Origin of the sequence: Pseudooceanicola aquaeponti (assembly GCF_050897975.1) — a bacterium.
In the GTDB taxonomy this organism is placed as follows: Bacteria; Pseudomonadota; Alphaproteobacteria; order Rhodobacterales; family Rhodobacteraceae; genus Pseudooceanicola.
Genome location: NZ_JBPAXY010000003.1, coordinates 426,172 through 450,845, shown reverse-complemented (window position 1 = coordinate 450,845; position 24,674 = coordinate 426,172). Strand labels below are relative to the sequence as shown.

19 protein-coding genes and 1 tRNA gene are annotated in these 24,674 nt (G+C 67.3%); 13 read left to right on the top strand and 7 right to left on the bottom strand.

Annotated features, from left to right (window positions below):
- Position 1: 1 nt before the first annotated feature.
- The 10 genes from ACRARE_RS08805 to phoB all read left to right on the top strand — a co-directional run bounded on the left by ACRARE_RS08805 (position 2) and on the right by phoB (position 10,225).
- A complete protein-coding gene (locus tag ACRARE_RS08805) occupies positions 2-1,342 on the top strand; it encodes a surface lipoprotein assembly modifier (protein WP_432656057.1) in 1,341 nt (446 codons plus the stop codon).
- Positions 1,343-1,442: 100 nt separating this feature from the next.
- Positions 1,443-2,093, top strand: coding sequence for a guanylate kinase (gmk, locus tag ACRARE_RS08800; protein WP_432656056.1), 651 nt, complete (start codon positions 1,443-1,445; stop codon positions 2,091-2,093).
- Positions 2,090-2,611, top strand: a complete 522-nt coding sequence (locus ACRARE_RS08795; RefSeq protein ID WP_432656055.1) for a gamma carbonic anhydrase family protein — start codon at positions 2,090-2,092, stop codon at positions 2,609-2,611. Before gmk ends, ACRARE_RS08795 begins: the two co-directional genes overlap by 4 nt.
- A gap of 112 nt (positions 2,612-2,723) precedes the next feature.
- Complete coding sequence (locus ACRARE_RS08790; RefSeq protein ID WP_432656054.1) at positions 2,724-3,764, top strand: ATP-binding protein; 1,041 nt, start codon at positions 2,724-2,726, stop codon at positions 3,762-3,764.
- 223 nt (positions 3,765-3,987) lie between these two features.
- Positions 3,988-5,016 (top strand): substrate-binding domain-containing protein, encoded by a 1,029-nt coding sequence (locus tag ACRARE_RS08785; protein ID WP_432656053.1) that lies wholly within the window; start codon positions 3,988-3,990, stop codon positions 5,014-5,016.
- 102 nt (positions 5,017-5,118) lie between these two features.
- Positions 5,119-6,582 carry a phosphate ABC transporter permease subunit PstC gene (gene pstC / locus ACRARE_RS08780; RefSeq protein WP_432656052.1) on the top strand — a complete coding sequence of 488 codons (1,464 nt, stop codon included), beginning with the start codon at positions 5,119-5,121 and terminating at the stop codon, positions 6,580-6,582.
- Entirely contained in the window at positions 6,579-7,940 is a 1,362-nt protein-coding gene (gene pstA / locus ACRARE_RS08775) for a phosphate ABC transporter permease PstA (RefSeq protein WP_432656051.1), read from the top strand. The genes pstC and pstA overlap by 4 nt, the downstream gene beginning before the upstream one ends.
- Positions 7,941-7,963: 23 nt before the next feature.
- Entirely contained in the window at positions 7,964-8,761 is a 798-nt protein-coding gene (gene pstB, locus ACRARE_RS08770) for a phosphate ABC transporter ATP-binding protein PstB (RefSeq protein WP_432656050.1), read from the top strand.
- 32 nt (positions 8,762-8,793) lie between these two features.
- The gene (gene phoU / locus ACRARE_RS08765) at positions 8,794-9,531 is read left to right on the top strand and encodes a phosphate signaling complex protein PhoU (RefSeq protein WP_432656246.1); all 738 of its coding nucleotides are present in this window, start codon (positions 8,794-8,796) and stop codon (positions 9,529-9,531) included.
- A 1-nt stretch (position 9,532) separates the two neighbouring features.
- Positions 9,533-10,225, top strand: a complete 693-nt coding sequence (gene phoB / locus ACRARE_RS08760) for a phosphate regulon transcriptional regulator PhoB (RefSeq protein ID WP_432656049.1) — start codon at positions 9,533-9,535, stop codon at positions 10,223-10,225.
- Between the two features lie 345 nt (positions 10,226-10,570).
- Here phoB and ACRARE_RS08755 read toward each other — a convergent pair whose 3' ends face one another.
- The 4 genes from ACRARE_RS08755 to ACRARE_RS08740 form a co-directional block, all read right to left on the bottom strand.
- Entirely contained in the window at positions 10,571-11,104 is a 534-nt protein-coding gene (locus ACRARE_RS08755) for a chemotaxis protein CheD (RefSeq protein WP_432656048.1), read from the bottom strand.
- 14 nt (positions 11,105-11,118) lie between these two features.
- Positions 11,119-12,180, bottom strand: a complete 1,062-nt coding sequence (locus ACRARE_RS08750) for a protein-glutamate methylesterase/protein-glutamine glutaminase (RefSeq protein WP_432656047.1) — start codon at positions 12,178-12,180, stop codon at positions 11,119-11,121.
- Positions 12,181-12,270: 90 nt separating this feature from the next.
- Positions 12,271-15,354 carry a methyl-accepting chemotaxis protein gene (locus tag ACRARE_RS08745; RefSeq protein WP_432656046.1) on the bottom strand — a complete coding sequence of 1,028 codons (3,084 nt, stop codon included), beginning with the start codon at positions 15,352-15,354 and terminating at the stop codon, positions 12,271-12,273.
- A 222-nt stretch (positions 15,355-15,576) separates the two neighbouring features.
- Complete coding sequence (locus tag ACRARE_RS08740) at positions 15,577-16,197, bottom strand: response regulator transcription factor (protein ID WP_432656045.1); 621 nt, start codon at positions 16,195-16,197, stop codon at positions 15,577-15,579.
- Positions 16,198-16,342: 145 nt separating this feature from the next.
- Here ACRARE_RS08740 and ACRARE_RS08735 point away from each other — a divergent pair, with 145 nt between their 5' ends.
- From ACRARE_RS08735 to ACRARE_RS08725, 3 genes are all read left to right on the top strand, one after another.
- Entirely contained in the window at positions 16,343-16,879 is a 537-nt protein-coding gene (locus tag ACRARE_RS08735) for a putative pterin-binding protein (RefSeq protein WP_432656044.1), read from the top strand.
- Positions 16,880-16,938: 59 nt separating this feature from the next.
- Positions 16,939-19,362 (top strand): hybrid sensor histidine kinase/response regulator, encoded by a 2,424-nt coding sequence (locus ACRARE_RS08730; RefSeq protein WP_432656043.1) that lies wholly within the window; start codon positions 16,939-16,941, stop codon positions 19,360-19,362.
- 107 nt (positions 19,363-19,469) lie between these two features.
- The gene (locus ACRARE_RS08725; RefSeq protein WP_432656042.1) at positions 19,470-20,642 is read left to right on the top strand and encodes a hypothetical protein; all 1,173 of its coding nucleotides are present in this window, start codon (positions 19,470-19,472) and stop codon (positions 20,640-20,642) included.
- A 153-nt stretch (positions 20,643-20,795) separates the two neighbouring features.
- On the opposite strand, the gene ACRARE_RS08720 is transcribed toward ACRARE_RS08725, so the two are convergent.
- The 3 genes from ACRARE_RS08720 to ACRARE_RS08710 all read right to left on the bottom strand — a co-directional run bounded on the left by ACRARE_RS08720 (position 20,796) and on the right by ACRARE_RS08710 (position 24,670).
- Positions 20,796-20,885: transfer RNA gene (locus ACRARE_RS08720), tRNA-Ser, on the bottom strand.
- A gap of 201 nt (positions 20,886-21,086) precedes the next feature.
- Positions 21,087-23,600 carry a DUF3772 domain-containing protein gene (locus ACRARE_RS08715; protein ID WP_432656041.1) on the bottom strand — a complete coding sequence of 838 codons (2,514 nt, stop codon included), beginning with the start codon at positions 23,598-23,600 and terminating at the stop codon, positions 21,087-21,089.
- 35 nt (positions 23,601-23,635) lie between these two features.
- Positions 23,636-24,670: a cysteine synthase A gene (locus tag ACRARE_RS08710; RefSeq protein ID WP_432656040.1), complete on the bottom strand. Its 1,035-nt coding sequence runs from the start codon at positions 24,668-24,670 to the stop codon at positions 23,636-23,638.
- Positions 24,671-24,674: the final 4 nt, after the last annotated feature.

Here is a 24,674-nt window from a genome sequence, read left to right as displayed (position 1 = left end):
GATGAGCTCTGCGACAGGGGGGCGCCCCGGCGCGGCCGGCCTTCGGGCCGGGCTGCGTCTGTGCGCCCTGGTTCTGGGCGCGGCCCTGGCGGTCAGCGCCGGGGCTGCAGCCGCCGCCGACACCCCGCCCGAGCGGGTCCGGGCCCTTGTCTTGCAGGGGGATCTGACGGGCGCGCGTGACGTGCTGCTGTCCTGGACCCCCGACACCGCGGAAGAGGCCGAGCGGCGGCTGTGGCTGCTGGCGGTGGTCTATCGCGAGGCCGGGCAGGGGCCGGAACGCCTTCAGGTGCTGGAGGCGCTGGTGGCGCGCCGCCCCGATGTGGCCCGCTTCCGGCTGGAACTGGCCGATACCCTGGCCGACCTTGGGCAGCGCGACCGGGCGGGCTATCACTATGAGATGGCGCGCGGCGGACAGTTGAACCCCGGCCAGCGCGCCCGCGCCGCCGAGGGCGCCACCCGGATGGAAGCGCCGCAGCGCTGGTCGGGCCGCTTCGGGATCGCCGTTGTCCCCTCCAGCAACCCGGGCCGCAAGACCCAGGAGGAAACCCTGGATCTGGGCTTTGGCGAGGCGACCCTGAACGAGGCCTCGCGCGCCCAGCCCGCGACCGGGGTCGAGGTGCAGGCCAGTGGCGCCTATGCGCATCGTTTCGGCCCCCGCACCCAGGGGCAGATCGCGCTGCATTTCAACGGCAGTTTCTTTGAAGATCGCGACGACAACGACCTGTTGGGCCTGATCGAGACCAGCCTGACCACGCAGCTGGCCCCCGGCGCGCTGCTGCGCGGGGCGCTGTCCTATCAGGAACGCTATCTGGGCGGCGACATCTATTCCCGAGGGCCCGGTCTGGGGCTGGACCTGGTGCTGCGCAGCGGGGCGCGCGGGCGGGTGACGCTGGGCCTCAGCCTGACCGACCTCAGCTTTCCCCATGCGCCGGGGGCCGACGGGCTGCGGCGCACGCTGCGGGCCAGCTACAGCCATGCGGCCAGTTCGGCCCTGACCCTGCGCGGCTCGCTGCGCCACGAGCGGGTCGACGCGGCGGTGGCCGAGATCGCCGCCACGACGCAGGAATTGGGCCTGGGGGCCAGCTATGCCTTTCGCGGCGGGCTGATCCTGGATGGCGATCTGGCCTTCCGCCGGACCCGGCGGGACGGGCCGCATGGCCTGTTCGGCGTGGTGCAAGAGGACCACCGCCAGACCCTGAGCCTGCGGCTGCGCCATGCCGAGGTCAACTGGAAGGGCTTCGCCCCCTATGTCGAGCTGCGTGCCGAGCGGCAGCGCTCGAACATCGCGATCTACGGCTATCACGCCGAGGACGTGACCCTGGGTCTGACGCGGCGGTTCTGACGGCGGCGGGCCAGGTCTCGCCGGGCGCAACGCTTGCCCGGCGGGGCGAAACCTGCTTAACGCTGAAGGGGACGTGACCAGCGACCCGGAAAGACCCCATATGACCCATCGGCGCGGCCTTCTGATCATCATCTCCTCGCCCTCTGGCGCGGGCAAGTCGACCCTGTCGCGGCGGCTGCTGGAGTGGGACGGCGATATCCGCTTTTCCGTTTCGGCCACCACCCGTGCGCCCCGGCCGGGCGAGGAACACGGGCTGCACTACTTCTTCCACAGCCAGGCCGATTTCGACCGTCTGGTCGAGGCGGGGCAGATGCTGGAACATGCGACCGTCTTCGGCAACAGCTACGGCAGCCCGCGCGGCCCGGTGGAAGAGGCGATCAACGCGGGCCGCGACCTGCTGTTCGACATCGACTGGCAGGGCGGGCAGCAGATCCGCGCCTCGGCCCTGGGCAAGCATGTGCTGTCTATCTTCATCCTGCCGCCCTCGATGCGCGAGCTGGAGCGGCGGTTGATCAGCCGCGCCCAGGACGCCCCCGAGGTGATCGCCAAGCGCATGGCGCAAAGCCGCGACGAGATCAGCCACTGGCCGGAATACGACTATGTGCTGGTCAACGACGATCTGGACGCCACCGAAGAGCGGCTGCGCACCATCATCGCCGCCGAGCGGCTGCGGCTGAGCCAGCAACCCGGCGTGGTCGAGGTGGTGCGCCAGCTGAACGCGGAATACGAAGAGGAGACGCAGGCCAAATGACGATCTATTCCCTGGACGGCGTGGCGCCGCTGATTGCCGCCAGCGCCTGGGTGGCCCCCGACGCCAATGTCATCGGTAAATGCGTGCTCGAGGCCGACAGCTCGGTCTGGTTCGGCGTCACCCTGCGCGGCGACAACGAGGAAATCCGCGTCTGCGAAGGCGCCAATGTGCAGGAAAACGTGGTCTGCCACACCGACATGGGCTTTCCCCTGGTGATCGGGCCCAATGTCACCGTGGGGCACAAGGCGATGCTGCATGGCTGCGTGATCGGCGAGAACAGCCTGATCGGCATGGGGGCCACGGTGCTGAACGGGGCCAAGATCGGGAAGAATTGCCTGATCGGCGCAGGCGCGCTGGTGACCGAGGGCAAGGAGATCCCCGACAATTCCATGGTGCTGGGCGCGCCCGGCAAGGTGGTGAAGGAACTGGGCCCCGACTGGGAACAGCGGCTGGCCGCCTCGGCGCTGCATTACCAGGAAAACGCCCGGCGCTATCGCGACGGGCTGCGGGCGCTGTAGGCGCGCCGCGACCGGAGGGGCAGGGGATGCAGAGGGCGATCAGACAGGGGATCCTGATCGGCGCCCTCGGCGGCGCCCGGGCCCCCGACGCCCTTTCCCAACGGATCCTGCCATGACTGACGCCTCGATCACCGCGCTGCTGAGCGCCATTCCCCTGCCGGCCCTTCTGGTGGGGCGGGGCGAGCGGATCATCGCCGCCAACCCGCCGACCAGCGCGCTGTTCGGTCCCTCGGTCACGGGGCGGCATTTCATCACCGTCATTCGCCAGCCCAACGTTCTGGACGCGGTCGAGCATTGCCTGGCGGACCGGCAGGTTCACAAGACCCAGTACCTGGCCACAAGGCGTGGCCAGGACAGCACCTATGAGGTGACCTGTTCCTATGTGGACACGCCCCTGGGCCAGGGGGTGGTGGTGGTCTTCCAGGATCTGACCATGCTGACCAAGGCCGAGCAGATGCGCCGCGACTTCGTGGCCAATGTCAGCCACGAGCTGCGCACGCCGCTGACCGCGCTGATCGGTTTCATCGAGACCCTGCGCGGCCCGGCCAAGGACGATGCCGGCGCGCGCGAACGCTTCCTTGAGATCATGGCGCGGGAGGCCGAGCGGATGGAACGGCTGGTCAAGGACCTGCTGTCGCTCAGCCATGTCGAGGGCGAGGCGCGGATGCGGCCCACGGAACGGGTCGAGCTGTCGGGGCTGATGCAATCGGTCTCCAGCGCGCTGGCGCCGCTGGCGCGTGACGCCGATGTGGCGATCGAGATCGAGGCGGGCCCGGAAGAGGTGCATGTGCAGGGCGACCCCGACCAGCTGCGCCAGGTGCTGACCAATCTGGTGGAAAACGCGATCAAATACGGCCGCACGGGCAAGCGGGTGACCCTGCGCCTGGGCCAGCCGGAAGAGATGCCGGAATTGCAGGGCCGGGGCGTGGCGCTAAGCGTGACGGACTACGGCGCAGGCATCGACGAGATCCATATCCCGCGACTCACCGAGCGATTCTACCGCGTGGACAGCCACCGCTCGCGCGAAATGGGCGGAACGGGCCTTGGACTGGCCATCGTGAAACATATCGTGACACGTCACCGGGGCCGGATGCGAATTTCCTCGACCCTGGGCGAGGGCACCACGATCCGCATTCTGCTGCCCCTCGACTGATCCGTTATGTGACCAATTCATAACGATTTCTCAACAACCGCAGGGATTTGTCTAGTTTCTGCAGCACCGTACTGTTGCGTCTTGACCTAAGGGCCCAAAGCGCAAGGACAAACACTGTCATGGAACTGTTACACGATTGTCGCAAAAGCATCGTGCCCGGCCTCTAGCAGGGGGCGCAAGGCCGCCGGGGGATGGCGGTCCTTTCAGATAACAGGAGCATTCCATGTCCTTCATGAAACTGACCGCTTCGGCCCTGGCCGTTGCCGCCGTTTCCGCCACCGCAGCGGCCGCCCGTGACAACCTGCAAATCGCCGGTTCCTCGACCGTTCTGCCCTACGCGTCGATCGTGGCCGAAGCCTTCGGTGAAAACTTCGAATTCCCGACCCCCGTCGTGGAATCCGGCGGCTCCTCCGCTGGCCTGAAGCGCTTCTGCGAAGGCGTCGGCGAGAACACCATCGACATCGCCAACGCTTCGCGCGCCATCCGCGAAAAAGAGATCGCCGCCTGTGCCGAAGCCGGCGTGACCGACATCATGCAGGTTCGCATCGGCTATGACGGCATCGTCTTCGCCAGCCAGATCGACGGCCCGGCCTTCACCGCCTTCGAGCCCGCCGACCTCTACAACGCCCTGGCCCCGAAAGTGGTGGTCGACGGCGCGCTGGTCGACAACCCCTACACCATGTGGTCCGAGTTCAACGCCGAGCTGCCCGAAGCCGAGATCCTGGCCTTCATCCCGGGCACCAAGCACGGCACCCGTGAAGTCTTCGAAGAGAAGGTCCTGGCGGCTGGCTGCGAAACCACCGGCGCCCTGGAAGCGATGATCGCCTCCGGCATGTCCGAAGACGACGCAGAAGACGCCTGCATCGCGGTCCGCACCGACGGCAAGTCCGTGGACATCGACGGCGACTACACCGAGACCCTGGCCTCGATCGACTCCAACCCGAACGCCATCGGCGTCTTCGGCCTGGCGTTCTACGAGAACAACACCGACAAGCTGAAAGTGGCCACCATGTCCGGCGTCGAGCCGATGACCGCCACCATCGCTTCGGGTGAATACCCGGTGTCGCGTCCGCTGTACTTCTACATCAAGAAGGCCCACATCGGCGTCATCCCCGGCCTGAAAGAGTTCGCTCAGTTCTTCGTCTCCGACGAGATCGCAGGCCCCTCCGGCCCGCTGTCGAACTACGGCCTGGTTGCCGACCCCGAGCTGGCCGACACCCAGTCGATGATCGAGAACGAAGAGACCATGTAAGTCTCTTCCGGGCGGCCTCCCTCGGGGCCGCCCATCTCCGGGCCCCGGGTCGTTTCCACGGCCGGGGCCTTTCGCCGCAACGACCCATCCAGCGAGTATTCCATGCCGGCAACCTGGATCTTCCTTATCGTCCTGGCGCTCGCCGCCATCGGATACGTGCTGGGACGCTCGCGCGCCCTTGCTTCCGCCGAGGGCGACGCCCGTCACCTTCATTCCCTTCCGTCCTATTACGGGGCCAATGCCGCGCTTCTGGTGCTGGTGCCCTCGCTTCTGGTCCTGGTGATCTGGCTCTTCGCCCAGCCGATGATCATTCAGTCCCAGGTCGAACACATGGTCCCCGAGACCAGCTATGAGACCCAGGGCGAGCTGAGCCTGGTCATGTCGGACGTGCGCCGCATCGCCGAAGGCCTGGACCTGGCCGTGGCCGAAGGCGCGCTGACCGAGGAACAGGCCAGCGACATCCGCACCGAATTCACCAATATTCGCGAACGCTTGGGCGCGGTCGGCGTGGCGCTCGGCTCTGACGTCGAGGCACCGATCCTGACCGCCGCCAAGGCCTGGCGCGCCATGGACAAGACCGGCAACATGATCCGCACCGGGGTCGTCCTGCTGGTCGCCCTGGCCGGTCTGGGCCTGGGCCTGGCCCGCGCAAACAAAGAGTTCCGCGCCCGCAACTCGGTCGAGAAGGTGATCAAGGCGCTGCTGATCCTGGCGGCCTCGCTGGCGATCCTGACCACGGTCGGCATCATCCTGTCGCTGCTCTTCAACACCATCGAATTCTTCCGCCTCTACCCGGCGCTGGACTTCTTCTTTGGCACCACCTGGGCCCCGTCCTTCGGCGGCGGTTCCGAGCTGGGCATCCTGCCGCTGCTCTGGGGCACCTTCTACATCTCGCTGATCGCTCTGGCCGTGGCCGTGCCGATCGGCCTTTTCGCGGCGGTCTACCTCAGCGAATATGCCTCGCCGGCGGTGCGCAGCTTTGCCAAGCCGCTGATCGAGGTGCTGGCCGGGATCCCGACCATCGTCTACGGCCTGTTTGCCCTGCTGACCGTCGGCCCGCTGCTGTTCAACGTCTTTGGCCCCGATGGCGCCGGCTGGATGGGCGGTGGCCGCGCGGTGATGACCGCGGGCCTGGTGATGGGCATCATGCTGATCCCCTTCGTCAGCTCGCTGTCGGACGACATCATCAACGCGGTGCCGCAAGCGATGCGCGACGGCTCGCTGGGCCTGGGCGCGACCAAGTCGGAAACCATCAAGCAGGTGGTTCTGCCCGCCGCCCTGCCGGGCATCGTGGGCGCCATCCTGCTGGCCGCCTCGCGCGCCATCGGTGAAACCATGATCGTGGTGCTGGGGGCAGGGGCCGCGGCCCGGCTGTCGATGAACCCCTTCGAGGCGATGACCACCGTCACCGCCAAGATCGTCAGCCAGCTGACCGGCGACGCCGACTTTGCCTCGCCCGAGGCGCTGGTGGCCTTCGCCCTGGGCATGACCCTCTTCGTGATCACCCTCGCGCTCAACATCTTCGCGCTCTGGATCGTGCGCAAATACCGGGAGCAATACGAATGACCGACGCAACCGCATCCGGTGCAGGCGCCCCGCAGACGAAACATACTGCCGGGTCCCTGCTGGAACTCAACGACCGCACCAAGCGCCGCAATGCCGCCGAGGCCCGGTTCCGCGCCTATGGCATGGCCGCTGTCGGCATCGGTCTGATCTTCCTGGTCGTGCTGCTGGTGGCCATCATCCGCAACGGTGTCCCGGCCTATACCCAGACCTTCATCAACCTGCCGGTGGAGCTGCGCGCCGAGAACCTCGACAAGAGCGGCACCCGTGACCCGGAAGAGATCAAGAAGGTCTCGACCTTCGGCTACAACCCCCTGATCCAGGACGCGCTGGTGCGTGTGCTGGCTGACAACGGGGTCGAAACCGAGGTCTCGGACGGCGACCTGCGCAAGATGGTCTCGTCCTCGGCCGCGGCCCAGATCCGCGACGTCGTCATCGCCGATCCCTCGCTGATCGGGCAGACCGTGGATTTCCGCGTGCTGGCCTCGTCGCGGGTGGATGGCTACCTGAAGGGCCGCGTGCTGCGTGAAGACCTGGAGCGTGACAAGAACCTGGATGCCGCGCATCTGGACATCGTCGATGCCCTGCGCGCCGAAGGTGTGGTGCAGCGGACCTTCAACTGGGACTTCATCCTGGGCGCCGACGCCTCGGAAAGCCGCCCGGAACAGGCCGGGATCGGGGTTTCGATGCTGGGCTCGCTGTTCATGATGATCGTCGTGCTGGTGCTGTCGCTGCCCATCGGTGTGGCCGCCTCGATCTACCTCGAGGAATTCGCGCCGAAGAACAAATGGACCGACCTGATCGAGGTGAACATCTCGAACCTGGCCGCCGTGCCGTCGATCGTCTTCGGTATCCTGGGCCTGGCCGTGTTCATCCAGTTCATGCACCTGCCGCAATCGGCACCGCTGGTCGGTGGCCTGGTGCTGACGCTGATGACCCTGCCGACGATCATCATCTCGACCCGTGCCTCGCTGAAATCGGTGCCGCCGTCGATCCGGGATGCGGCGCTTGGGGTAGGGGCCTCGAAGATGCAGTCGGTGTTCCACCACGTGCTGCCCCTGGCCATGCCCGGCATTCTGACCGGCACCATTATCGGCCTGGCCCAGGCCCTGGGGGAAACCGCGCCGCTGCTGCTGATCGGGATGGTGGGCTTCATCGCCTCCAACTACCCCGACGGCATTGGCTCGGGCTTCCTTGACCCGAACTCGGCCATGCCCGCCCAGATCTACGAATGGGCCAAACGCGCCGACCCGGCCTACTACGAACGTGCTTGGGGGGGGATCATCATCCTGCTGCTCTTCCTCATGACCATGAACATCATCGCCGTGATCCTGCGCCGCCGTTTCGAGCGCCGCTGGTAAACGATAGGATAGGGGACAGATCCATGTACGATGAGCCCGCCCTGGAGAGCAAAGTGACCAACAAAGATATCAAGATCGCCGCGAACAAAGTTCAGGTCTATTACGGCGATACCCATGCCATCAAGGATGTCGACGTCCAGATCCAGGACAAGACCGTGACCGCCTTCATCGGCCCCTCGGGCTGCGGCAAGTCCACCTTCCTGCGCTGCCTGAACCGGATGAACGACACCATCGACATCTGCCGCGTCGAGGGCGACATCCTGCTGGACGGTGAAGACATCTACGACAAGCGCGTCGACCCGGTGCAGTTGCGCGCCAAGGTCGGCATGGTGTTCCAGAAACCGAACCCCTTCCCGAAGTCGATCTACGACAACATCGCCTATGGCCCCCGGATCCACGGTCTGGCCAAGTCGAAGGCCGATCTGGACGTGATCGTCGAGAAGAGCCTGCGCCGCGGCGCCATCTGGGATGAGGTCAAGGACCGTCTGGATGCCCCGGGCACCGGCCTGTCCGGCGGCCAGCAGCAGCGTCTGTGCATCGCGCGCGCCGTTGCGACCGAGCCCGAAGTGCTGCTGATGGACGAGCCTTGCTCGGCCCTCGACCCGATCGCCACCGGCCAGGTCGAGGAACTGATCGACGAGCTGCGCGACAGCTATTCCGTTGTCATCGTGACCCACTCGATGCAGCAGGCCGCCCGGGTCAGCCAGAAGACCGCGTTCTTCCACCTGGGCAACCTTGTGGAATATGGTGAGACCAGCCAGATCTTCACCAACCCGGTCGACAGCCGCACCGAAAGCTACATCACGGGCCGGATCGGCTGATCCGGACGCAAGGGTGAGGACCCAAGAAAATGATGGAAGAACAGCACATTGCAAGCGCTTATGACCGCGATCTCGAAGCGGTACAGGCGCGGATCATGAAGATGGGCGGCCTGGTGGAACAGGCCATCCTGGAAGCCTCGGAGGCGCTGGAGGCGCGCGACGAGGAGCTGGCCGAGAAGGTGCGCAAGGACGACCTGGCGATCGACGAGCTCGAAGAGCTGATCCAGGAAGAATCCGCCCGCATCATCGCGCTGCGCCAGCCCGCAGCGGGGGATCTGCGCATCATCCTGTCGATCATCAAGATCGCCAACAACCTGGAACGGATTGCCGACTACGCCAAGAACATGGCCAAGCGGACCTCGGTTCTGGTGCAGATGCAGCCGATCTCGGGCGCCCATACGGCGCTGCGCCGCATGGCGCGCGAGGTGGAAACCATGCTGCGCGACGCCCTGGATGCCTATATCCAGCGTGACCCGCAGCTGGCCCGCGACGTGATCGCCCGCGACCGCGACGTCGATCAGATGTACAACGCCCTGTTCCGCGAATTCCTGACCTTCATGATGGAAGATCCGCGCAACATCACGGCCTGTATGCATCTGCATTTCATCGCCAAGAACACCGAGCGCATGGGCGACCATGTGACCTCGATCGCCGAACAGGTGGTCTATCTGGTGACCGGCGAAACCCCGGATGAACTGCGGGTGAAGGGTGACAAGACCTCGACCGATCCGTCGGTCGCGCCCGACATGCCCCTGAACGGAGATGCGTGACATGGCGGCAGATCAGCAACCCACCGTTTTGGTCGTCGAAGACGAACCGGCCCAGCGGGAGGTTCTGGCCTACAACCTGGAAGCAGAAGGCTTTCGCGTCAGCCGGGCCGAAAACGGCGAGGAGGCGATCCTCCTCGTCGATGAGGTCGCGCCGGACATCATCGTGCTGGACTGGATGCTGCCGAACCTTTCGGGGATCGAAGTGTGCCGTCAGCTGAAGATGCGCAGCGAGACGCGCGGGGTTCCGATCATCATGCTGTCCGCCCGGTCCGAAGAAGTGGACCGGGTGCGGGGGCTTGAGACCGGTGCCGACGATTACGTGGTGAAGCCTTATTCGGTGATCGAACTGATGGCCCGGGTGCGCGCGCAACTGCGCCGCACACGGCCGGCATCGATGGGCGAACGGTTGGAATATGAAGATATCGTGCTGGACGCGGAAACCCATCGGGTGACCCGGGCGGCCAAGGAATTGAAGCTGGGACCGACCGAGTTCCGGCTGCTGTCGACCTTCATGGAAAAGCCGGGCCGCGTGTGGTCACGCGAACAGCTTCTGGATCGGGTCTGGGGCCGCGACATCTATGTCGACACCCGCACCGTGGACGTTCACATTGGCCGACTGCGCAAGGCGCTTTGTGCCCATGGGGGCGACGATCCGCTGCGCACCGTGCGTGGCGCAGGTTATGCGCTTGGCTGATGGCGCCGAGCGCATAGGGTCGTGAGAAAAACGGGCTGCGTCGCGGGGGACCGGGGCGCAGTTCTCGCTTTTGGGGGCCAGGGAACCCGAAGGATAGGCGCCGGTTTCCGGTGCCAGATCCCTGGATACATTAGTTCGGTAATCAGTATTATGTTAATAATGTGTTAATCTGCCGACCCAGGCAGCAAGACCTGCCGCCCAGATAGCTTAACCGCAAAGACAAACGGTTACCGCAAAGATCTCATCCCTGTGGCGACTGGCCTCCTGGCTCCACTTTGCGTCGCTCCTCGCAGTCTGCACCCTGGCGGGCCCGAAGCTGCCCCGGGACGCGCGCCCCTCGCACGGTCAGAACAGCTCGACCCCGTTGCGTTCGGCGGGTTCGGGTTTCGGCGGGCGTTCGACCACCTCGGGCGCGGCAGAGACCGTGCGTTGCATCACACGACCTTCCGCGACCATGAACCGGATCTGCCGGGCCGACGTGCCCCCCAGGCTCTTGCCCAGAAGCGGAATGCCCTCGCGCTCGAGATACTCGACGACGAAGTTGCCGTTGGTATGACCGATGTCGGACAGCCCGTTGATCATGTTGGCGCCGCCGAAGACCTTGGCCTGAAAGCGCGAGCGCACGGCGCCCAGGCGAACAAGACCGTTGATCAGCAGCTCCATCGCGTTGACCCCGGCGAAGTCGTTCACGCCAAGCGCGGTGTGCGAGCGCGCCACCAGGATATGGTTCATGCCACCGCAGCCGCGCACCGGATCCCAGATACAGGTGGCCACGCACGAGCCCAGAATGGTGGTGATCATGCCGCCCGAGACATCGGAGACGGCATATTCGCCCTGGGTGATGTTGATATGCGGGCCCCTGCCCCTGGCTTCTCTCACCTCAGGCCCCCCGGTCAGTTGCGCCGTGCGGCGTCGCAGGCCGTGCAGATGGCCTGGGCGATTTCCGGCAAGGGCAGTTGCGCATCCAGAATCCCCAGTTCGGCCGCGGCGCGGGGCATCCCGTAGACGACGCTGGTGTCTTCATCCTGGCCAATGCAATAGGCTCCGTTCCGTTTCAGTTGTGCCATGCCCGCCGCGCCGTCCTTGCCGATTCCGGTCAGGATGACGGCGACCACGTTTCCGGCAGTGTCCACGGCAGACATGAACAGCTCGTCAACCGAAGGGATATGGCCGTTGCGTTTCGGCGCCGCGATAGATGCAATCTGATGTTTCCGGCCCGCGCGGCGAATGCCCGTATGTTCGGCCCCGCCCGGCGCCAGGTAGATATGGCCCGCCTCCAGCTCGGTCCCGTCACGGGCCAGCTGCACGGTTTGCGGCAAGAGGTCGTCCAGCCGCCGGGCAAAACTGACCAGGAAGCTTTCCGGCATATGCTGGGAAATGACCACCGGCGGGCAGGCCCTGGGCAGGCGTCGCAGCACGGCCTCGACCGCTGCCACGCCGCCGGTCGAGGCCCCGATCAGCACGTTGCGCCCGTTCCAGCGCCCCAGCTGGGCCATGTCGCGTGGCGCCTCGTTGTCGGGCAGTTGCGCCGGGGTGGCATCGCGCCGGAACCGTTTCGCCGTGCGCACCCGCGAGACCAGCTTTTCCAGCGCCTCTTCGGTCATGCCCGCAATGGGTTTCGGCAGCACATCCACCGCGCCCAGAGACAGGGCGCGCACCGCGTTCTCGCTGCCTTGCTGGGTGACCGAGGAGAACATGACCACCGGCATGGGCCGCAGGCGCATCAGGCGTTCGAGAAAATCCAGCCCCGTCATGCGCGGCATCTCGACATCCAGGGTCAGAACGTCGGGGTTCAACTTCTTGATCATCTCGCGCGCCATATAGGCGTCATTGGCCACCCCCACGACCTCGATATTGGGATCCTTGCTCAGCGCGTGGCGGATCAGGGCCTGCACCGAGGGCTGATCGTCGACGATCAGAACCCGGGTGATCGAGGGCGGGGGCGTCAGCGGCATCTGGGCTCCATGGGCTGGCTGGCTTGCAGGGGCGCGCCGTCAGGCACGCGACAAGGGTTCAGGTGGGGCCGCAACGGGACCTGCGGCAGCTCAGAAATCTTCCCAGTCGCTGGCACTGGGGCTCGGCCGGGCGGCCACGGCCAGGTTGCCTGACCGTGCCGGCGCCGTGCCGCCAGAGGCCCGGGGCGCGCGCGCTGCGCCCATCCGGCCCGAGGCGGCGCTGCGCTCGCTCTCGCGCGCGGGCGTGCGGGCCCTCTCCGGCGCGCCGGAGATGCGGAAATGACCGATCGTTTCGGCCAGGTTGTTGGCCCGCTGCGCCAGCTGGTGGCTGGCCGAGGTGGTTTCCTCGAACATGGCAGCATTCTGCTGCGTCACATGGTCGATCTGGTTCACCGCCGAATTGACCTGGTTCAGCCCGATGCTCTGCTCCTTCCCGGCCTGGGCGATTTCGGCGATGTAATCCGAGATCTCGGAAATCGAGCTGACGATCTTCTTCAGGGTCTCACCGGTCACGCCGACCAGTTCGACGCCCCGCGACACATGCTGCCCGGAAACCGTTATCAGCTGGTTGATCTCGGCCGCGGCATTGGCACAGCGCTGCGCCAGGGCGCGCACCTCGGTGGCGACCACGGCAAAGCCCCGGCCCGCCTCGCCCGCCCGCGCCGCCTCGACGCCCGCGTTTAGCGCCAGCAGATTGGTCTGGAAGGAAATGTCGTCGATCACCGAGATCACCTTCATGATCTCCTTGGACGAGCTGGAAATCTCCGCCATGGCGGTTTCCGCCTCATCCACGACCGACCCGCTTTCTTCGGCCCGGGCGCGGGCCTCGGTCACCACCTGGTTGGCGCGGGCGGCGCCATCGGCGGTCTGGGCAATATTGGTGGTCAGCTCATCCAGGCTGGCGGCGGTATCCTGCAAGGTCATCGCCTGGCGTTCGGTGCGCTGCGACATGTCATCGGCGGCCTTCACGATCTCGGCGGTTTCGCTGTGCATCTGGCTGGTCTGCTGGGCGATATTGCCCATGGCGCGGGTCAGGTTTTCCAGCGCGTCGTTGAAATCGGTGCGCAGTTGTTCGTATTCCGGGGCAAAGGGTTTGCTCAGCCGACCGGTCAGGTCGCCGTTGGAAATGTCGCGCATCCCGATCCGCAGCGCATCCACCACCCCTTCCTGGGCAAGCTGCATGGCCTTCTGCCGGGCCTCGGCCTCGCGCAGCTGCTGTTGCGCCGCCGTCACGTCCGAACCGATCAGGGCCATGCCCGAGGTGGACCCCCGGCTGTCGATGATCGGGTACAGCCCGCCCTCAACCAGCGCATCGTCCCGTCCGGGGCGGGTGATCAGGAACCGGCCCTGCACCGCCTCGGCCTGTTTCAGCCGGGCCATCAGATCGCCCCCCTGCCCCGCCGTTTCCGTTCCCTCGTCCAGGCGGATGCGGTCGGTCAGGGCGCGGCCCAGCAGATCCTCGGAGGTGCAGCCGGTCAGCGTCAGGAAGTTGTCGTTCAGACGCCGGAACGTGCCCGCAGAGTTGCACTCGACGAAGATCTGGCCGCTGTCGATGGCGTTCAGCACCGAAGTGCGGCGGCGTTCCTCGGTCACATCGACCCATTCCACCACCAGCCCGGCAAAGGACTTGTCGGGACCGTAGACCGCGTTCAGCTCGATCTGGATCCGGGCCTCGCCAACGCGGATATCGGTGCTGAACGGCAGCTTGTCGGGCTGGGTGATCAGGCTGCGGATCTGTCCCGGATGGGCATGGAAAATGTCCATGTTGACGCCGATCAGATTGTCGGGATCGAACTCCGGCTGGATCTTGCGGAACTCTTCCACCTGATTGCGCATCATGTCGCGCACCGCGTCGTTCATATAGGTGATGGTGAAATCCTCATCGGTGATCATCAGCGCCGCCGAGGTCGAGGCCAGAGCCGCGCTCTTGAAGGCCGATTCCACCTGGATGGCATGGGATCTCGACAGCGCCCCGCGCAATTCCTCCAGCGAGCGCGAGATCGTGCCCAGCTCGTCCCCCCGGTCCACATGGGGCACGGGCGTGTCGTAATCCTCTTCGCTGACGGCGGCGATGGAATGGCTGAGGTCGCGCAGCGGGCGCGTCACGCTGAGAGCCAGGGCCGTGCCGACGATGGCCGCGAAGACCAGAATGATCCCGCCATACAGCAGCGTGTTGGACAGAAAGCTGGAGACCGGCAGGAGGATCTCGGATTTCGCCTTGCTGACCAGCGACAGCCATTGCGCCCCCAGCACCTCGGCCGGGGCGGCGGCGGTGATCATGCCCTCACGCGTCATCTGGGCCAGCGGCTCTTCGATCAGCACGGTTTCGCCGCCAAGCGCGCGGGCCAGGGCGCTGTCAGGGGCGATGGTGCCAGCGACCCATTCGGGGGCCGCGGTACGGGCCGCGCCATCGGCGCCGATGACAAAGGCATGCCCGGTCTCGCCCAGCCCGCCGGCCGCGCCCAGGTTGGTGCCGATGGTGGCGGCGCTGAGGCGGAAGACAATCGCCCCCAGGGTGACATTGGCACCATGGGACACCGGCGCCATGACAAAGGCTGAGGGCGTGCCAGAGGCCGAATGCGGGGCGAAATCGAGGAAGCGCAGCGCGTCGCTTTCGCGTTCGGCCAGCATTTGCTGCGCCTCGACGAACATCGGATCCTCGGGCAGATCGGCCTGCGCCAGGCCGAATTCCGCCCCCTTGGTCACCGAATAGACCACCGTCCCGGCGGGGTTCAGAAGATAGACATCCTCGTAGGCGCCCCGGCGTGCCACGGCGCTGAAATGCTCGTGAAAACGGCTGTGGATCCGCGAATAGACCGAGCCGTCGCCGGGATCGAGGATCTCGGCCCCGGCCTCTTCGGGATAAAGCGCGCGCATCTGGTCGGCGGCGCTCGGCCCCATGGTCTGCCAGGCGGCATGAAAGCTGCGTAGGGCGTTGTAAACAAGTGGGTTATGGGCTTGAAGCGTCAGGTCGGTGCGCAACTTGTCGGCCCAGGTCGCCAGTTCCGCGGCGCGGGTTTCGGCGATCTGGCGCATCTCTTCCTCGCCCGAGGCGATCAGGGTCCGCTTGGCCGAGGAATAAGAGAACACCACCAGCACCGCCAGGGAGAGCGCGACGATCAGGAAAAAGGCGGCAGGCAGGCGCAAGGCAATGCGAATTTTCGAAAGACCCATGTCGTTCCCCTGGTCGGTCGCTGAAAGTCCCGTCGCCGCCCCGGTCGGGCGAGGTCGAGCGTGCGGGATGGCCCGATCCGCCGGGCCGCATCTGGGGGGCAGATTTGGCGGCCAGCCGTGAACATTGGTTTAATCGCCCCCCCGATCCGCCCCGGGGCCGCGGGGGCAAATACAAACAATTGCAGGCAAATCGCCCTGGCCCGGGCGCCCGTGCCTCTGGGGTCAGACCAGCCCCAGATCCCGCGCCAGCAGCGCCGCATGGGTGCGATTGCGCGCGCCCAGCTTGCGGCTGAGGCGCTGCATATGCAGCTTCACCGTGACCTCCTGAAGGGCCAGATCACGGGCGATTTCCTTGTTCGACTGGCCCCGGGCCAGACCCGCCAGCACCTGCCTTTCGCGGGTGCTGAGCGGTGCGTCGGGGGCCAGGGGCGCGGCGCTCTCTGGCGGCAGGTGGCGCTGGATCTCGGCCAGCACCGCATCGGGCGGCAACGCCTTGCCCAGCAGGGCCGTGGCGCCTGCGGCCCGGGCGGCCCGGGCCAGCGTGGGGTCATGGGCGCCTGCGGTCAGCAGCACCGGCAGCGGCCCGAAGGTGGCGCGCACCGCCGCCAACCCATCGGGCAGGGTCAGGTCGCCCAGGCGCAGATCCATCAGCAGAAGATCCGGTCGCGCGGGCTGCGCCAGCACCTGGGCCAGGCTGTCGACGCAGCGCACCCGCAGGCCCCGGGCCCGCAGCCAGGCGGCCAGCGTGTCGCGCAGCAGCGCATGATCATCGGCAAACAGCAGCAGCGGCCCCGGCGGGTCGATGGGCGTCGCTGCGGCTGGCGGATCGCTGGGCGGGGTCATCGTGCCTCCTCTGTGCCCGGGAACGGGCGGGATTAGAGGGAACATTAAGACATTGCCGCTAGCCATTCCCTTAACGACGGTCGCTCTGTCGCCCAGCCATGGCGCAGGCAGGTGCGATCGTCTCCTGTCCTGACGGAGTGTGCCGATGATCCCTGCCTTTCCCCGTCCCGCCCGCGCCGCGCAGGCCCGGACCCTGCCCTGGTTCACGGGGGCGCGTCCCCTGCCCTGGCTGCTGCTGGCCGCGCTGCTGTGGCTGTTGCCCGCGACCCTACGGGCCGAGGCGCCGGTGCTGTTGCGCCTGACGCTGCCTGACCGGGTGGTCGCCCTGGACCGCGCCGCGCTGCAAGAGATGCCCGAGGCGGCCTTCGAGACCACCACGATCTGGACCGAGGGGGTGCAGCAGTTTCGCGGTGTGCGAATGACGGATTTCCTGGCGCGCTACGGGATCGAGGGCGGGATCCTGCAACTGGTCGCGGCCAATGACTATGCCATCGAGATCCCGGTCGACAGCTTTCGCCCCGATGGCGCGATCCTGGCCTATGAACGCAACGGACAGCCCATGACCCTGCGCAGCAAGGGGCCTCTTTGGCTGGTCTATCCCTATGATTCCTCGGCGGACTTCCGGTCCGAGGTGATCTATTCCAACTCGATCTGGCAACTTGACCGCATCGTCGTGAAATAGGCCGCCCCTGCCGCGTCGCGCCGGGTCCCGGCGCGTGGGCAGCGTCGGCGGAGGCGGCCATGGCCCGCAGGCACCGCAGCATAGACCCCGCCGCAAGCGATCCGGGCCCGCAGACGGGGCTGGGACCGGTGCCCGTGCCCCCCGGTTCGGCGGCGGCGCCCAGCCGGTGGGATGCCGGGGTGCTGCGCCTGGCGGTGCTGACCCTGATTACCGGCCTGTGCCTGCTGGTCATCCTCTACCTGCTGACCGAGGTGCGCCAGAAGCTGGACGAACTGGCCTCTTCCCCTGCCGACAACGTGCAATGGACCCTGGCCCAGCTGGAGGTCGAATATCTGAAACTACAGTCGGCCACCGCCCAGGCGCGGCTGGCCCAGGGTCGCGACGGGGCGGCGGGTGATGCGCCACCGGCCCTGACACTGTCGCAGACAGAGGCGCCACCCGCCGCCGCCCTGCGCGAATTGCGGCGTCGCTACGACATCCTTTACGGACGATTCGAGACCCTGGCGGCGGCGGCCCTCTACAATACTGCCCTGCGTGACCCGGCCCAGGGCGGCAGCTTCGACCGCATCCGCACCGAGGTCTACGCCCTGGCGCCGCTGATCGACGGGCCGGACGCGGCCCTGCTGGCCGCCCTGCCGCAGATGGATGCCCGGCTCGAGGCGCTGCGCCCGGCCCTGCGGCGCCTGCTGTCGCTGGCCAACCTGCGCCTGGTGGGCCAGTCTGACAGCGCCCGTCTCGAAGTGCTCTCGGTGCTTAAGGGGTTGGCGGCGGCCAGCCTGGTGCTGCTGGCGGCCCTGACCGCCATGGTGGTGCTGTTCCGCTCACTGGCGCGGGTCTCAGAACGGCGGCTGGAGGAACGCCAGGTCGCCTGGGCCCGGTTGGAGACGATCTTTTCCACCTCGCGCGATGCCATCCTGATGCTGGATGCGCGCGGCCGCATCCGAGACACCAACCGTGCCGCGACCGAGATGTTCGCCCTGGATCGCGACCGGGTGCTGGGCCAGCCCGTGGGCCGCCTGCTGCGCCGCGACGGCGCCGACGGCACCACGGCGATCTCGGGGCGCGCGCTCTTCGACGCCTGTGCCCTGGGGCCACGCACCGGCTATCGCCTGATCGCCTGGCGCAGCGACGAACACCGCTTCCCGGTCGAGCTGTCGATGGATAGTTCCGACAGCGAGGGGGCGCCGATCCTGGTCTGCGTGATCCGTGACATCTCGCACCAGGTGGCCGCCGAGGCCGAGCTGAAGGCTTCGCGCGACAAGGCGTTGGCGGCGGAACGGGCCAAGGCGCGTTTCCTGGGGGTGATCAGCCACGAGATGCGCACGCCCCTGAACGGCATCCTGGGCGCCATCGACCTGATGGCTGAGAATGACGACCCCGCCGAGGGGCGCCGGTTCCTGGAGGTGGTGCGCGGCTCTGCCCAGACGCTGTTGCAGCTGGTGAACGACGTGCTGGACATCACCCAGATCGAGGGCGGGGACGTGGCGATCCGCAAGGCGCCCTTCGATCTGGACGCGCTGATCGACGACATCCTGGCCAGCGAGGCGCCCCGCGCGCGCACCCAGGACAACCGCCTGTTCCGCATCGGCGCCGCACCCACGGGATGGGTGCTGGGCGATGCCACCCGGCTGCGCCAGGTGCTGCTGAACCTGGTGTCCAATGCGGTGAAATTCACCCGCTTCGGCTCGGTCAGTGTCGAGGTGCGGCGCTGCGGCGCCCAGGTCGAGATCCTGGTGCGCGACACCGGCATCGGCATGACCCGCGACGAGGCCGAACGGGTCTTCGACGATTTCGTCCGCCTGGACGGAGCGATCCGCCACCAGATCCAGGGCACCGGGCTCGGCCTGGGCATCGCCCGGCAGCTGGCCCGCGCCATGGGGGGCGAGATCGAGGTGGCCTCGGCCCCGGGCAAGGGCAGCGTCTTTAGCCTGACCCTGCCCCTGCCCGAGGCGGCGCGCCCCGCCACTGATCCCGCCGAGGCCGAGGGCGCCCTGCCGCCGCCCCGCGCCCGCCCGCAGCGCATCCTGCTGGTCGAGGACAACGCCACCAACCGCTTCGTGGCCCGTCGCCTGCTGGAACGCGACGGGCACAGCGTGACCGAGGCCGCCGATGGCCGCCAGGGGGTCGAGGCGGCGGCCGAGGCGCCCTTCGACTGCATCCTGATGGATGTCTCGATGCCGGTGATGGACGGGGTCGCGGCGGCGACGGCGATCCGCGCAGGCGCCGGGCCGAACCGCGACAGCCGGATCGTGGCGCTGACCGCCCATGTGGGCGAAGAGGTCTCGGCGCGGCTGCGCGCGGCGGGGCTGGACGATGTGGTGGCCAAGCCGATCCGCGCCCAGGTGATCCGGCGCCTTCTGGCCGAGGGGCGCGAGGATCGCGGCGCCCGGGCCGCCGCCCGGCCCGAGCAAGGCCCGCCAGAGCAGGACGAGGGCCCGCCGCAGGCCCGGCCGGCGCCGCCCGCCGAAAGCAACGGGGGCTAGGGGCCATCGCTTGACGCGCGCGCCGCGACGGGTCATCCCCTGCGGGCGCCCCGCCCCAGGACATGTTTCCCGGGCCCGGGGCCGCCGCAGAAGAAGGAACCTCTCTCATGGCCCTGCCGCTTGCCCTGCAACGCCTCTACAAGAAAAGCCTGCGCGAGCACGCCCGCACCCGCCAGCCGCGCGAGGTGGTCACGGCCCAGGTCCAGGTCGATGGCCCCGAGATGACCGTGACCTTCGGCAATCGGGGCTTCTTCCTCCGTGCCCCCGCCCCGATCGAGACCGCCGAGTCGGTCCCCGACAGCGCGGTGCTGGGGCTGGCGATCCAGTCGATGTCGCATAATATCGAGATCCGTCTCGACCAGCCGGTGACCCCGGCCGCCGCCGGCATCCTCGACCGGCTGGGCTTTGCAAGCGACCTTTGGATGATGCCCGGCAACGCGCCGTTGCGCCTGCGCCATGAGGTCGGCGCCCCAGCCCCCCTGCCCGCTGCGCGCCAGGACAAGATCCTGTGCCTCAGCGGCGGGGTCGACAGCACCCAGGCGGGGATCGAGGCGATCACCGGTCACGGCTATACCCACGGCCTGCTGGTGGCGGGGGCGGATTACGCCGGGGCCAGCGAGCCGGGGTTTGTCGACCTGAAGGCCCGCGTGGCCCGCATCGCGGACCGGCTGGGGCTGGAGCTGCTGGTGGTCGAGACGAACCTGCGCCAGCAGGGCATGAACTGGAACATGCTGCACAGCGTGAACCTGGCCATGTGCCTCAACGCCTTGCAGCCCCGCCTGGCCGAGGCCGCCATTGCCATGGACAATTCCCTGACCCAGCAGTTGGCGCGCCACCCCTGGGGCAATTGCTCGGAGCTGGTGGCCGCTCTGTCGTCAGAGGCTCTGCCGATCCGACCCTTGGGCGAACGGGTCACCCGGGTGCAGAAGGTGGGCGTCATCGCCGCCCATGATCCGGCGCTGCTGGACGACCTGTCGGTCTGCTATCGCGATACCTCGACCGGCGGCAATTGCGGGCGCTGCGAGAAATGTATCCGCACCCGGTTGGCGATGGTCTGCCTCGGGCTGGACCAAAGCGCCAGCTTCCCCACCACCGAACCGCTGGAAGATCTGGTGCCGACCCTGAAGATCTCGCGCCGCTCGGCCCAGGCGTTGCGCGGCCAGCTGATCGTCACCAATGACCTGCGGCGCCACATGCCCCCGGGTCCCTTGCACGACCGGCTGAAAGACTTCGAGGACCGCGTCCGCGAGTGCCTGCTGGCCAGACTGCCGTCCCGCTGAGCGGCGGGTGCGGCCCCGAGGCCAGACCAGTCCCGCAGGGCACCCTGCGGGATTTCCAATGCCGTGCAAAAGACATCGACCGCAATCCCGCGGCGTCTCGGATCGGCAACTGTCTGAAATATTGGGGGAAATCGACCCGCAGTGCGGGGATTATGGCGGAGAGACAGGGATTCGAACCCTGGAGACGGTTTCCCGCCTACACACTTTCCAGGCGTGCGCCTTCGACCACTCGGCCACCTCTCCGTGGCGGTGTCTTTAGCCGGGAAGCGGCGCTGGGTGCAAGAGGCGAACGACAAAAAACGACAGGTTTTTTCAGACCCTTGCGCGGCCCCGTCCCGGGCTGACCCAGGGGGCCGGAAACGCAGACGGGCCGGGCCGCACGCCCAGCCCGTCTGTGACCCGTTTCCGGTATGCTCTTTTGCTTTCCCTGGCGGGCGCCTGGCCTCAGCGGTCGCCGTCGCCGCCCTCTCCGGCCGCATCCTCGCTGCCATGGGGCAGGTCGTCCGCGGTCAGATGGGCCGGGCCCTGCTTGGCTTCGACCGCAGGCGTCGAGGTGGGCGCGGCGGGCTGTGGCGGCGTTTCGGCCGGGGCGGCGGCGCGCAGCGCCTCGGGGTTGCGCAGCCAGATGTCCCGCTGGGCGAAGGGGATCTCGATTCCCTCTTCCTTGAACCGTTCGGCGATGCGGTGATGCACCTCGGTCTGGACGTTCAGGATCTGGGTCACGTCGCGCAGGATGGCGCGGATCTCGAAGTTCAGCGAATCCGCCCCGAAGGCGATGAAGACCACGCCGGGCGGCGGGTTCAGCAGCACCAGCGGCTGTTCCTCGGCCACCTCTTGCAGGATCTTCGCCACCTTGCGGGTGTCGCTGCCATAGGCCACGCCCACGGGGACGATCAGCCGCCCGATCAGGTTGCCCCGGGTCCAGTTGGTCACCTGCCCCGAGATCAGGTCGGCATTGGGCACGATGACATCGGTGCGGTCGAAGGTCTCGATCCGGGTCGAGCGCACCGAGATCGACCGGACAAAGCCCATCTGGCCGCCCACCTCGATCCAGTCCCCTTCCGAGATCGGCCGTTCGATCAGCAGGATGATGCCCGAGACGAAGTTCTGCACGATGGTCTGCAGGCCGAAGCCCACGCCGACCGACAGCGCACCGGCAACGATGGCCAGCGAGCTGAGGTCGATCCCCGCCGTGGTGATCGCGATCAGCGCGGCCAGGAAGATGCCCACATATCCCAGCCCCGAGATCACGGCGTTCTGCCCGCCCTTGTCCAGCTTGGTCTTGGGCAGCACCGTGGTGCGCATGGCGCCCTGCAACAGCCGGGTCAGCCCGTAGCCTGCCATGAAGACCAGAACGAAGACCAGGAAGTCACCGGGCGAGATATGGGTCTCGCCGATGTCGAACCCGGCGCGGAACTGCGCCCAGGCCTCGCCCAGGTCGGTGCGCCGGGCGCCCCAGATCAGGGCGAAGACCGGCAGCGAGGCCACGGCCATGGCAAAGCTCAGCAGCACCGGCAATAGCGCCTCCGAGGCCCTGTCGCGGTCGCCGGTGAAGACCACGTAGATCTCGCCCACCAGTTTTTGCAGGATCAGCAGGAAGGACAGCAGTTCCAGCGAATAGAGCATCCGCAGGGTCAGGGCCTGGCCCGCCTCGAAATAGCCGACGGCCGCCAGCGCCGGGCCGAGGATCGCCAGAAGCGCCACGGCGCGGCCCAGAAACAGCACGATCTGCTGGCGGAAGGAATTGGCCCCATCCTCGCCCCCCTGATCGGCGCGGCCATGCAGGATCAGGAAGCGCGCCACCCGCAGCAGGAAGAGGCCGGTCACCACCAGCAGCGGGAAGACCAGCACGTTGCGGGTGACCGCATCCCAGGATTCCAGCGCGATGGCCTCGCGGATCAGCCAGTAGACGGCCAGAACCAGACCCAGCACGTTGGCATAGACCCGCCCCTCGCGCAGCTGCGTGGGCGAGATCTGCAACATCAGCCCGGCCCGTTGCGACACCGGGAAGACATAGGCGGCCAGCCAGCGGGTGAAGAAGAACAGCGTCCCCGCCCCCACCAAGGACTGCGCCATGGCCTCGCCCCGCACCCCCAGAAGGCCCGAAGTGGTGCCCGCCGCGGCCAGGATCGCCAGGCCGGTGACCGGCAGGGCGATCTGGCCCAGCGACACGATGAAGGAAAAGAGCCAGCGCGCCGCGGATTGCTGCTGATCCAGCACCGACAGGGCGAGACGTTCGATCCAGCCGCGTCCGCGCAGCACCAGCGCCATGGCCAGCAGGACCAGCAGGGCAATCACCGGCAGGTTCTGGCGGAACACCTGGCGCTGTGCCGGGGTGTCCCAGGCCTCGCGCACATCCCCGGCCAGGGCGGCGACGAATCCGCTCACATCCTCCAGCACGCCGGGCCAGTGGCTGGGGTCCAGCGGCGAGGGGCCGATTTCCAGCAGCGCCTCGGTCTGGCGGGCCCGCAGGTTGGCGTCGATGGAACGGATCAGTGCATCGGCCCGGCTATAGGCGATCTCGGCGCGGCGCGCGGGGCTGGCCAACTCGTCCAGCCGCTCGGTCAGCTCGGCGCGTTGCTCGGCCAGGGCCTCTGGCTCTTCGCCGCTTTCGGGCACCGGGCCCAGGGTGTCCAACTGGGCCTGGGCGGCGCTGAGGGCAGCAGAGTTGGCCGATTGGGCGGCCTCGAACCGGCTGCGCCAGTCGACCAGTTCGGCGCGCAGCTCGTCAAAGGCGGCTTCCGAGGCGCGGTCGGTCTCGATCGCCTCTTCGGCGCGCTGCGCCAGGGCTTCCCAGCTGCTGTAGTCGCTTTCGCTCAGCGCCGCCGAGGCCGCAGTTCCCTCCTGGGCCAGTGCCGGGCCAAGGGGCAGCGGCGCCAGGGCCGCGAAGCTGAGGAAGAGGATGAAAAGAGAGGCGCAGAGCCTTGTCAGATCAGGAAAATTCCGCCGCAGGCGCATGGCCCCTCCTTGGGTCGTCCGATATTTGGCTGCGCTCAGTCGTCAGAGAAGACGCCGGGGATCGAGCGCGGGCTTTCGGTCATCCAGCCCGGCGTCGGCAATCCCTTTTCACGCAGGAAGTCCGGGTTGAACAGTTTAGACTGGTATCGGGTTCCATAGTCGCACAGTACAGTCACGATCGTGTGGCCCGGCCCAAGTTCGCGCGCCAGACGCACCGCGCCCGCCACGTTGATCCCCGAAGAGCCGCCGACGCAGATCCCCTCGTCCGACAGCAGGTCGAAGACATAGGGCAGCGCCTCGGCATCGGGGATCTGGTACGAGAAGTCGGGGGTGAACCCTTCCAGGTTCTTGGTGATCCGCCCCTGCCCGATGCCTTCGGTGATCGAGCCGCCTTCGGATTTCAGCTCGCCGGTGGTGTAGTAGCTGTGCAGCGCCGCGCCCATCGGGTCGGCCAGGGCCACTTTCACGCCCTTCGGCTGCAAGGCCATGGCGGTGCCGACCAGGGTCCCGCCCGAGCCCACGGCCGCGACAAAGCCGTCGACCTTGCCGTCGGTCTGTTCCCAGATCTCGGGGCCGGTGGTTTCCAGGTGGGCCTGGCGGTTGGCGGTATTGTCGAACTGGTTGGCCCAGATTACGCCCTTCTGTTCGGTTTTCGACAGCTCTGCGGCGAGACGCTCACTATAGCGAACATAATTGTTGGGATTTTTGTAGGGGGCCGCCGGGACCTGCACCAGTTCGGCGCCCGCCAGACGGATCATGTCCTTCTTTTCCTGGCTCTGGGTCTCGGGGATCACGATCACCGTGCGGAACCCCATCGAGGCGCCAACCAGGGCCAGGCCGATGCCGGTATTGCCGGCGGTGCCTTCCACGATGGTCCCGCCCGGGGCCAGTTCACCGCGCGCGATGGCGTCGCGGATGATGTAAAGCGCGGCGCGGTCCTTCACGGACTGGCCGGGGTTCAGGAACTCCGCCTTGCCGAGGATGGTGCAACCGGTCTCCTCGCTGACGCGCCGCAGTTTGATCAGGGGCGTGTTTCCGACGGCCTGCGCCAGATCCTGAGCGATATGCATCGGG

What these genes read in the sequence shown, in the direction of transcription:
- phoB (WP_432656049.1), top strand. Translation starts at nt 9,533, where the DNA reads ATGGCGGCAGATCAGCAACCCACCGTTTTGGTCGTCGAAGACGAACCG.
- ACRARE_RS08745 (WP_432656046.1), bottom strand. Translation starts at nt 15,354, where the DNA reads ATGGGTCTTTCGAAAATTCGCATTGCCTTGCGCCTGCCTGCCGCCTTT.
- ACRARE_RS08730 (WP_432656043.1), top strand. Translation starts at nt 16,939, where the DNA reads ATGGCCCGCAGGCACCGCAGCATAGACCCCGCCGCAAGCGATCCGGGC.
- ACRARE_RS08735 (WP_432656044.1), top strand. Translation starts at nt 16,343, where the DNA reads ATGATCCCTGCCTTTCCCCGTCCCGCCCGCGCCGCGCAGGCCCGGACC.
- ACRARE_RS08790 (WP_432656054.1), top strand. Translation starts at nt 2,724, where the DNA reads ATGACTGACGCCTCGATCACCGCGCTGCTGAGCGCCATTCCCCTGCCG.
- ACRARE_RS08740 (WP_432656045.1), bottom strand. Translation starts at nt 16,197, where the DNA reads ATGACCCCGCCCAGCGATCCGCCAGCCGCAGCGACGCCCATCGACCCG.
- ACRARE_RS08750 (WP_432656047.1), bottom strand. Translation starts at nt 12,180, where the DNA reads ATGCCGCTGACGCCCCCGCCCTCGATCACCCGGGTTCTGATCGTCGAC.
- gmk (WP_432656056.1), top strand. Translation starts at nt 1,443, where the DNA reads ATGACCCATCGGCGCGGCCTTCTGATCATCATCTCCTCGCCCTCTGGC.
- ACRARE_RS08805 (WP_432656057.1), top strand. Translation starts at nt 2, where the DNA reads ATGAGCTCTGCGACAGGGGGGCGCCCCGGCGCGGCCGGCCTTCGGGCC.
- ACRARE_RS08795 (WP_432656055.1), top strand. Translation starts at nt 2,090, where the DNA reads ATGACGATCTATTCCCTGGACGGCGTGGCGCCGCTGATTGCCGCCAGC.
- ACRARE_RS08715 (WP_432656041.1), bottom strand. Translation starts at nt 23,600, where the DNA reads ATGCGCCTGCGGCGGAATTTTCCTGATCTGACAAGGCTCTGCGCCTCT.
- ACRARE_RS08725 (WP_432656042.1), top strand. Translation starts at nt 19,470, where the DNA reads ATGGCCCTGCCGCTTGCCCTGCAACGCCTCTACAAGAAAAGCCTGCGC.
- pstB (WP_432656050.1), top strand. Translation starts at nt 7,964, where the DNA reads ATGTACGATGAGCCCGCCCTGGAGAGCAAAGTGACCAACAAAGATATC.
- phoU (WP_432656246.1), top strand. Translation starts at nt 8,794, where the DNA reads ATGGAAGAACAGCACATTGCAAGCGCTTATGACCGCGATCTCGAAGCG.
- ACRARE_RS08710 (WP_432656040.1), bottom strand. Translation starts at nt 24,670, where the DNA reads ATGCATATCGCTCAGGATCTGGCGCAGGCCGTCGGAAACACGCCCCTG.
- ACRARE_RS08785 (WP_432656053.1), top strand. Translation starts at nt 3,988, where the DNA reads ATGTCCTTCATGAAACTGACCGCTTCGGCCCTGGCCGTTGCCGCCGTT.
- pstA (WP_432656051.1), top strand. Translation starts at nt 6,579, where the DNA reads ATGACCGACGCAACCGCATCCGGTGCAGGCGCCCCGCAGACGAAACAT.
- pstC (WP_432656052.1), top strand. Translation starts at nt 5,119, where the DNA reads ATGCCGGCAACCTGGATCTTCCTTATCGTCCTGGCGCTCGCCGCCATC.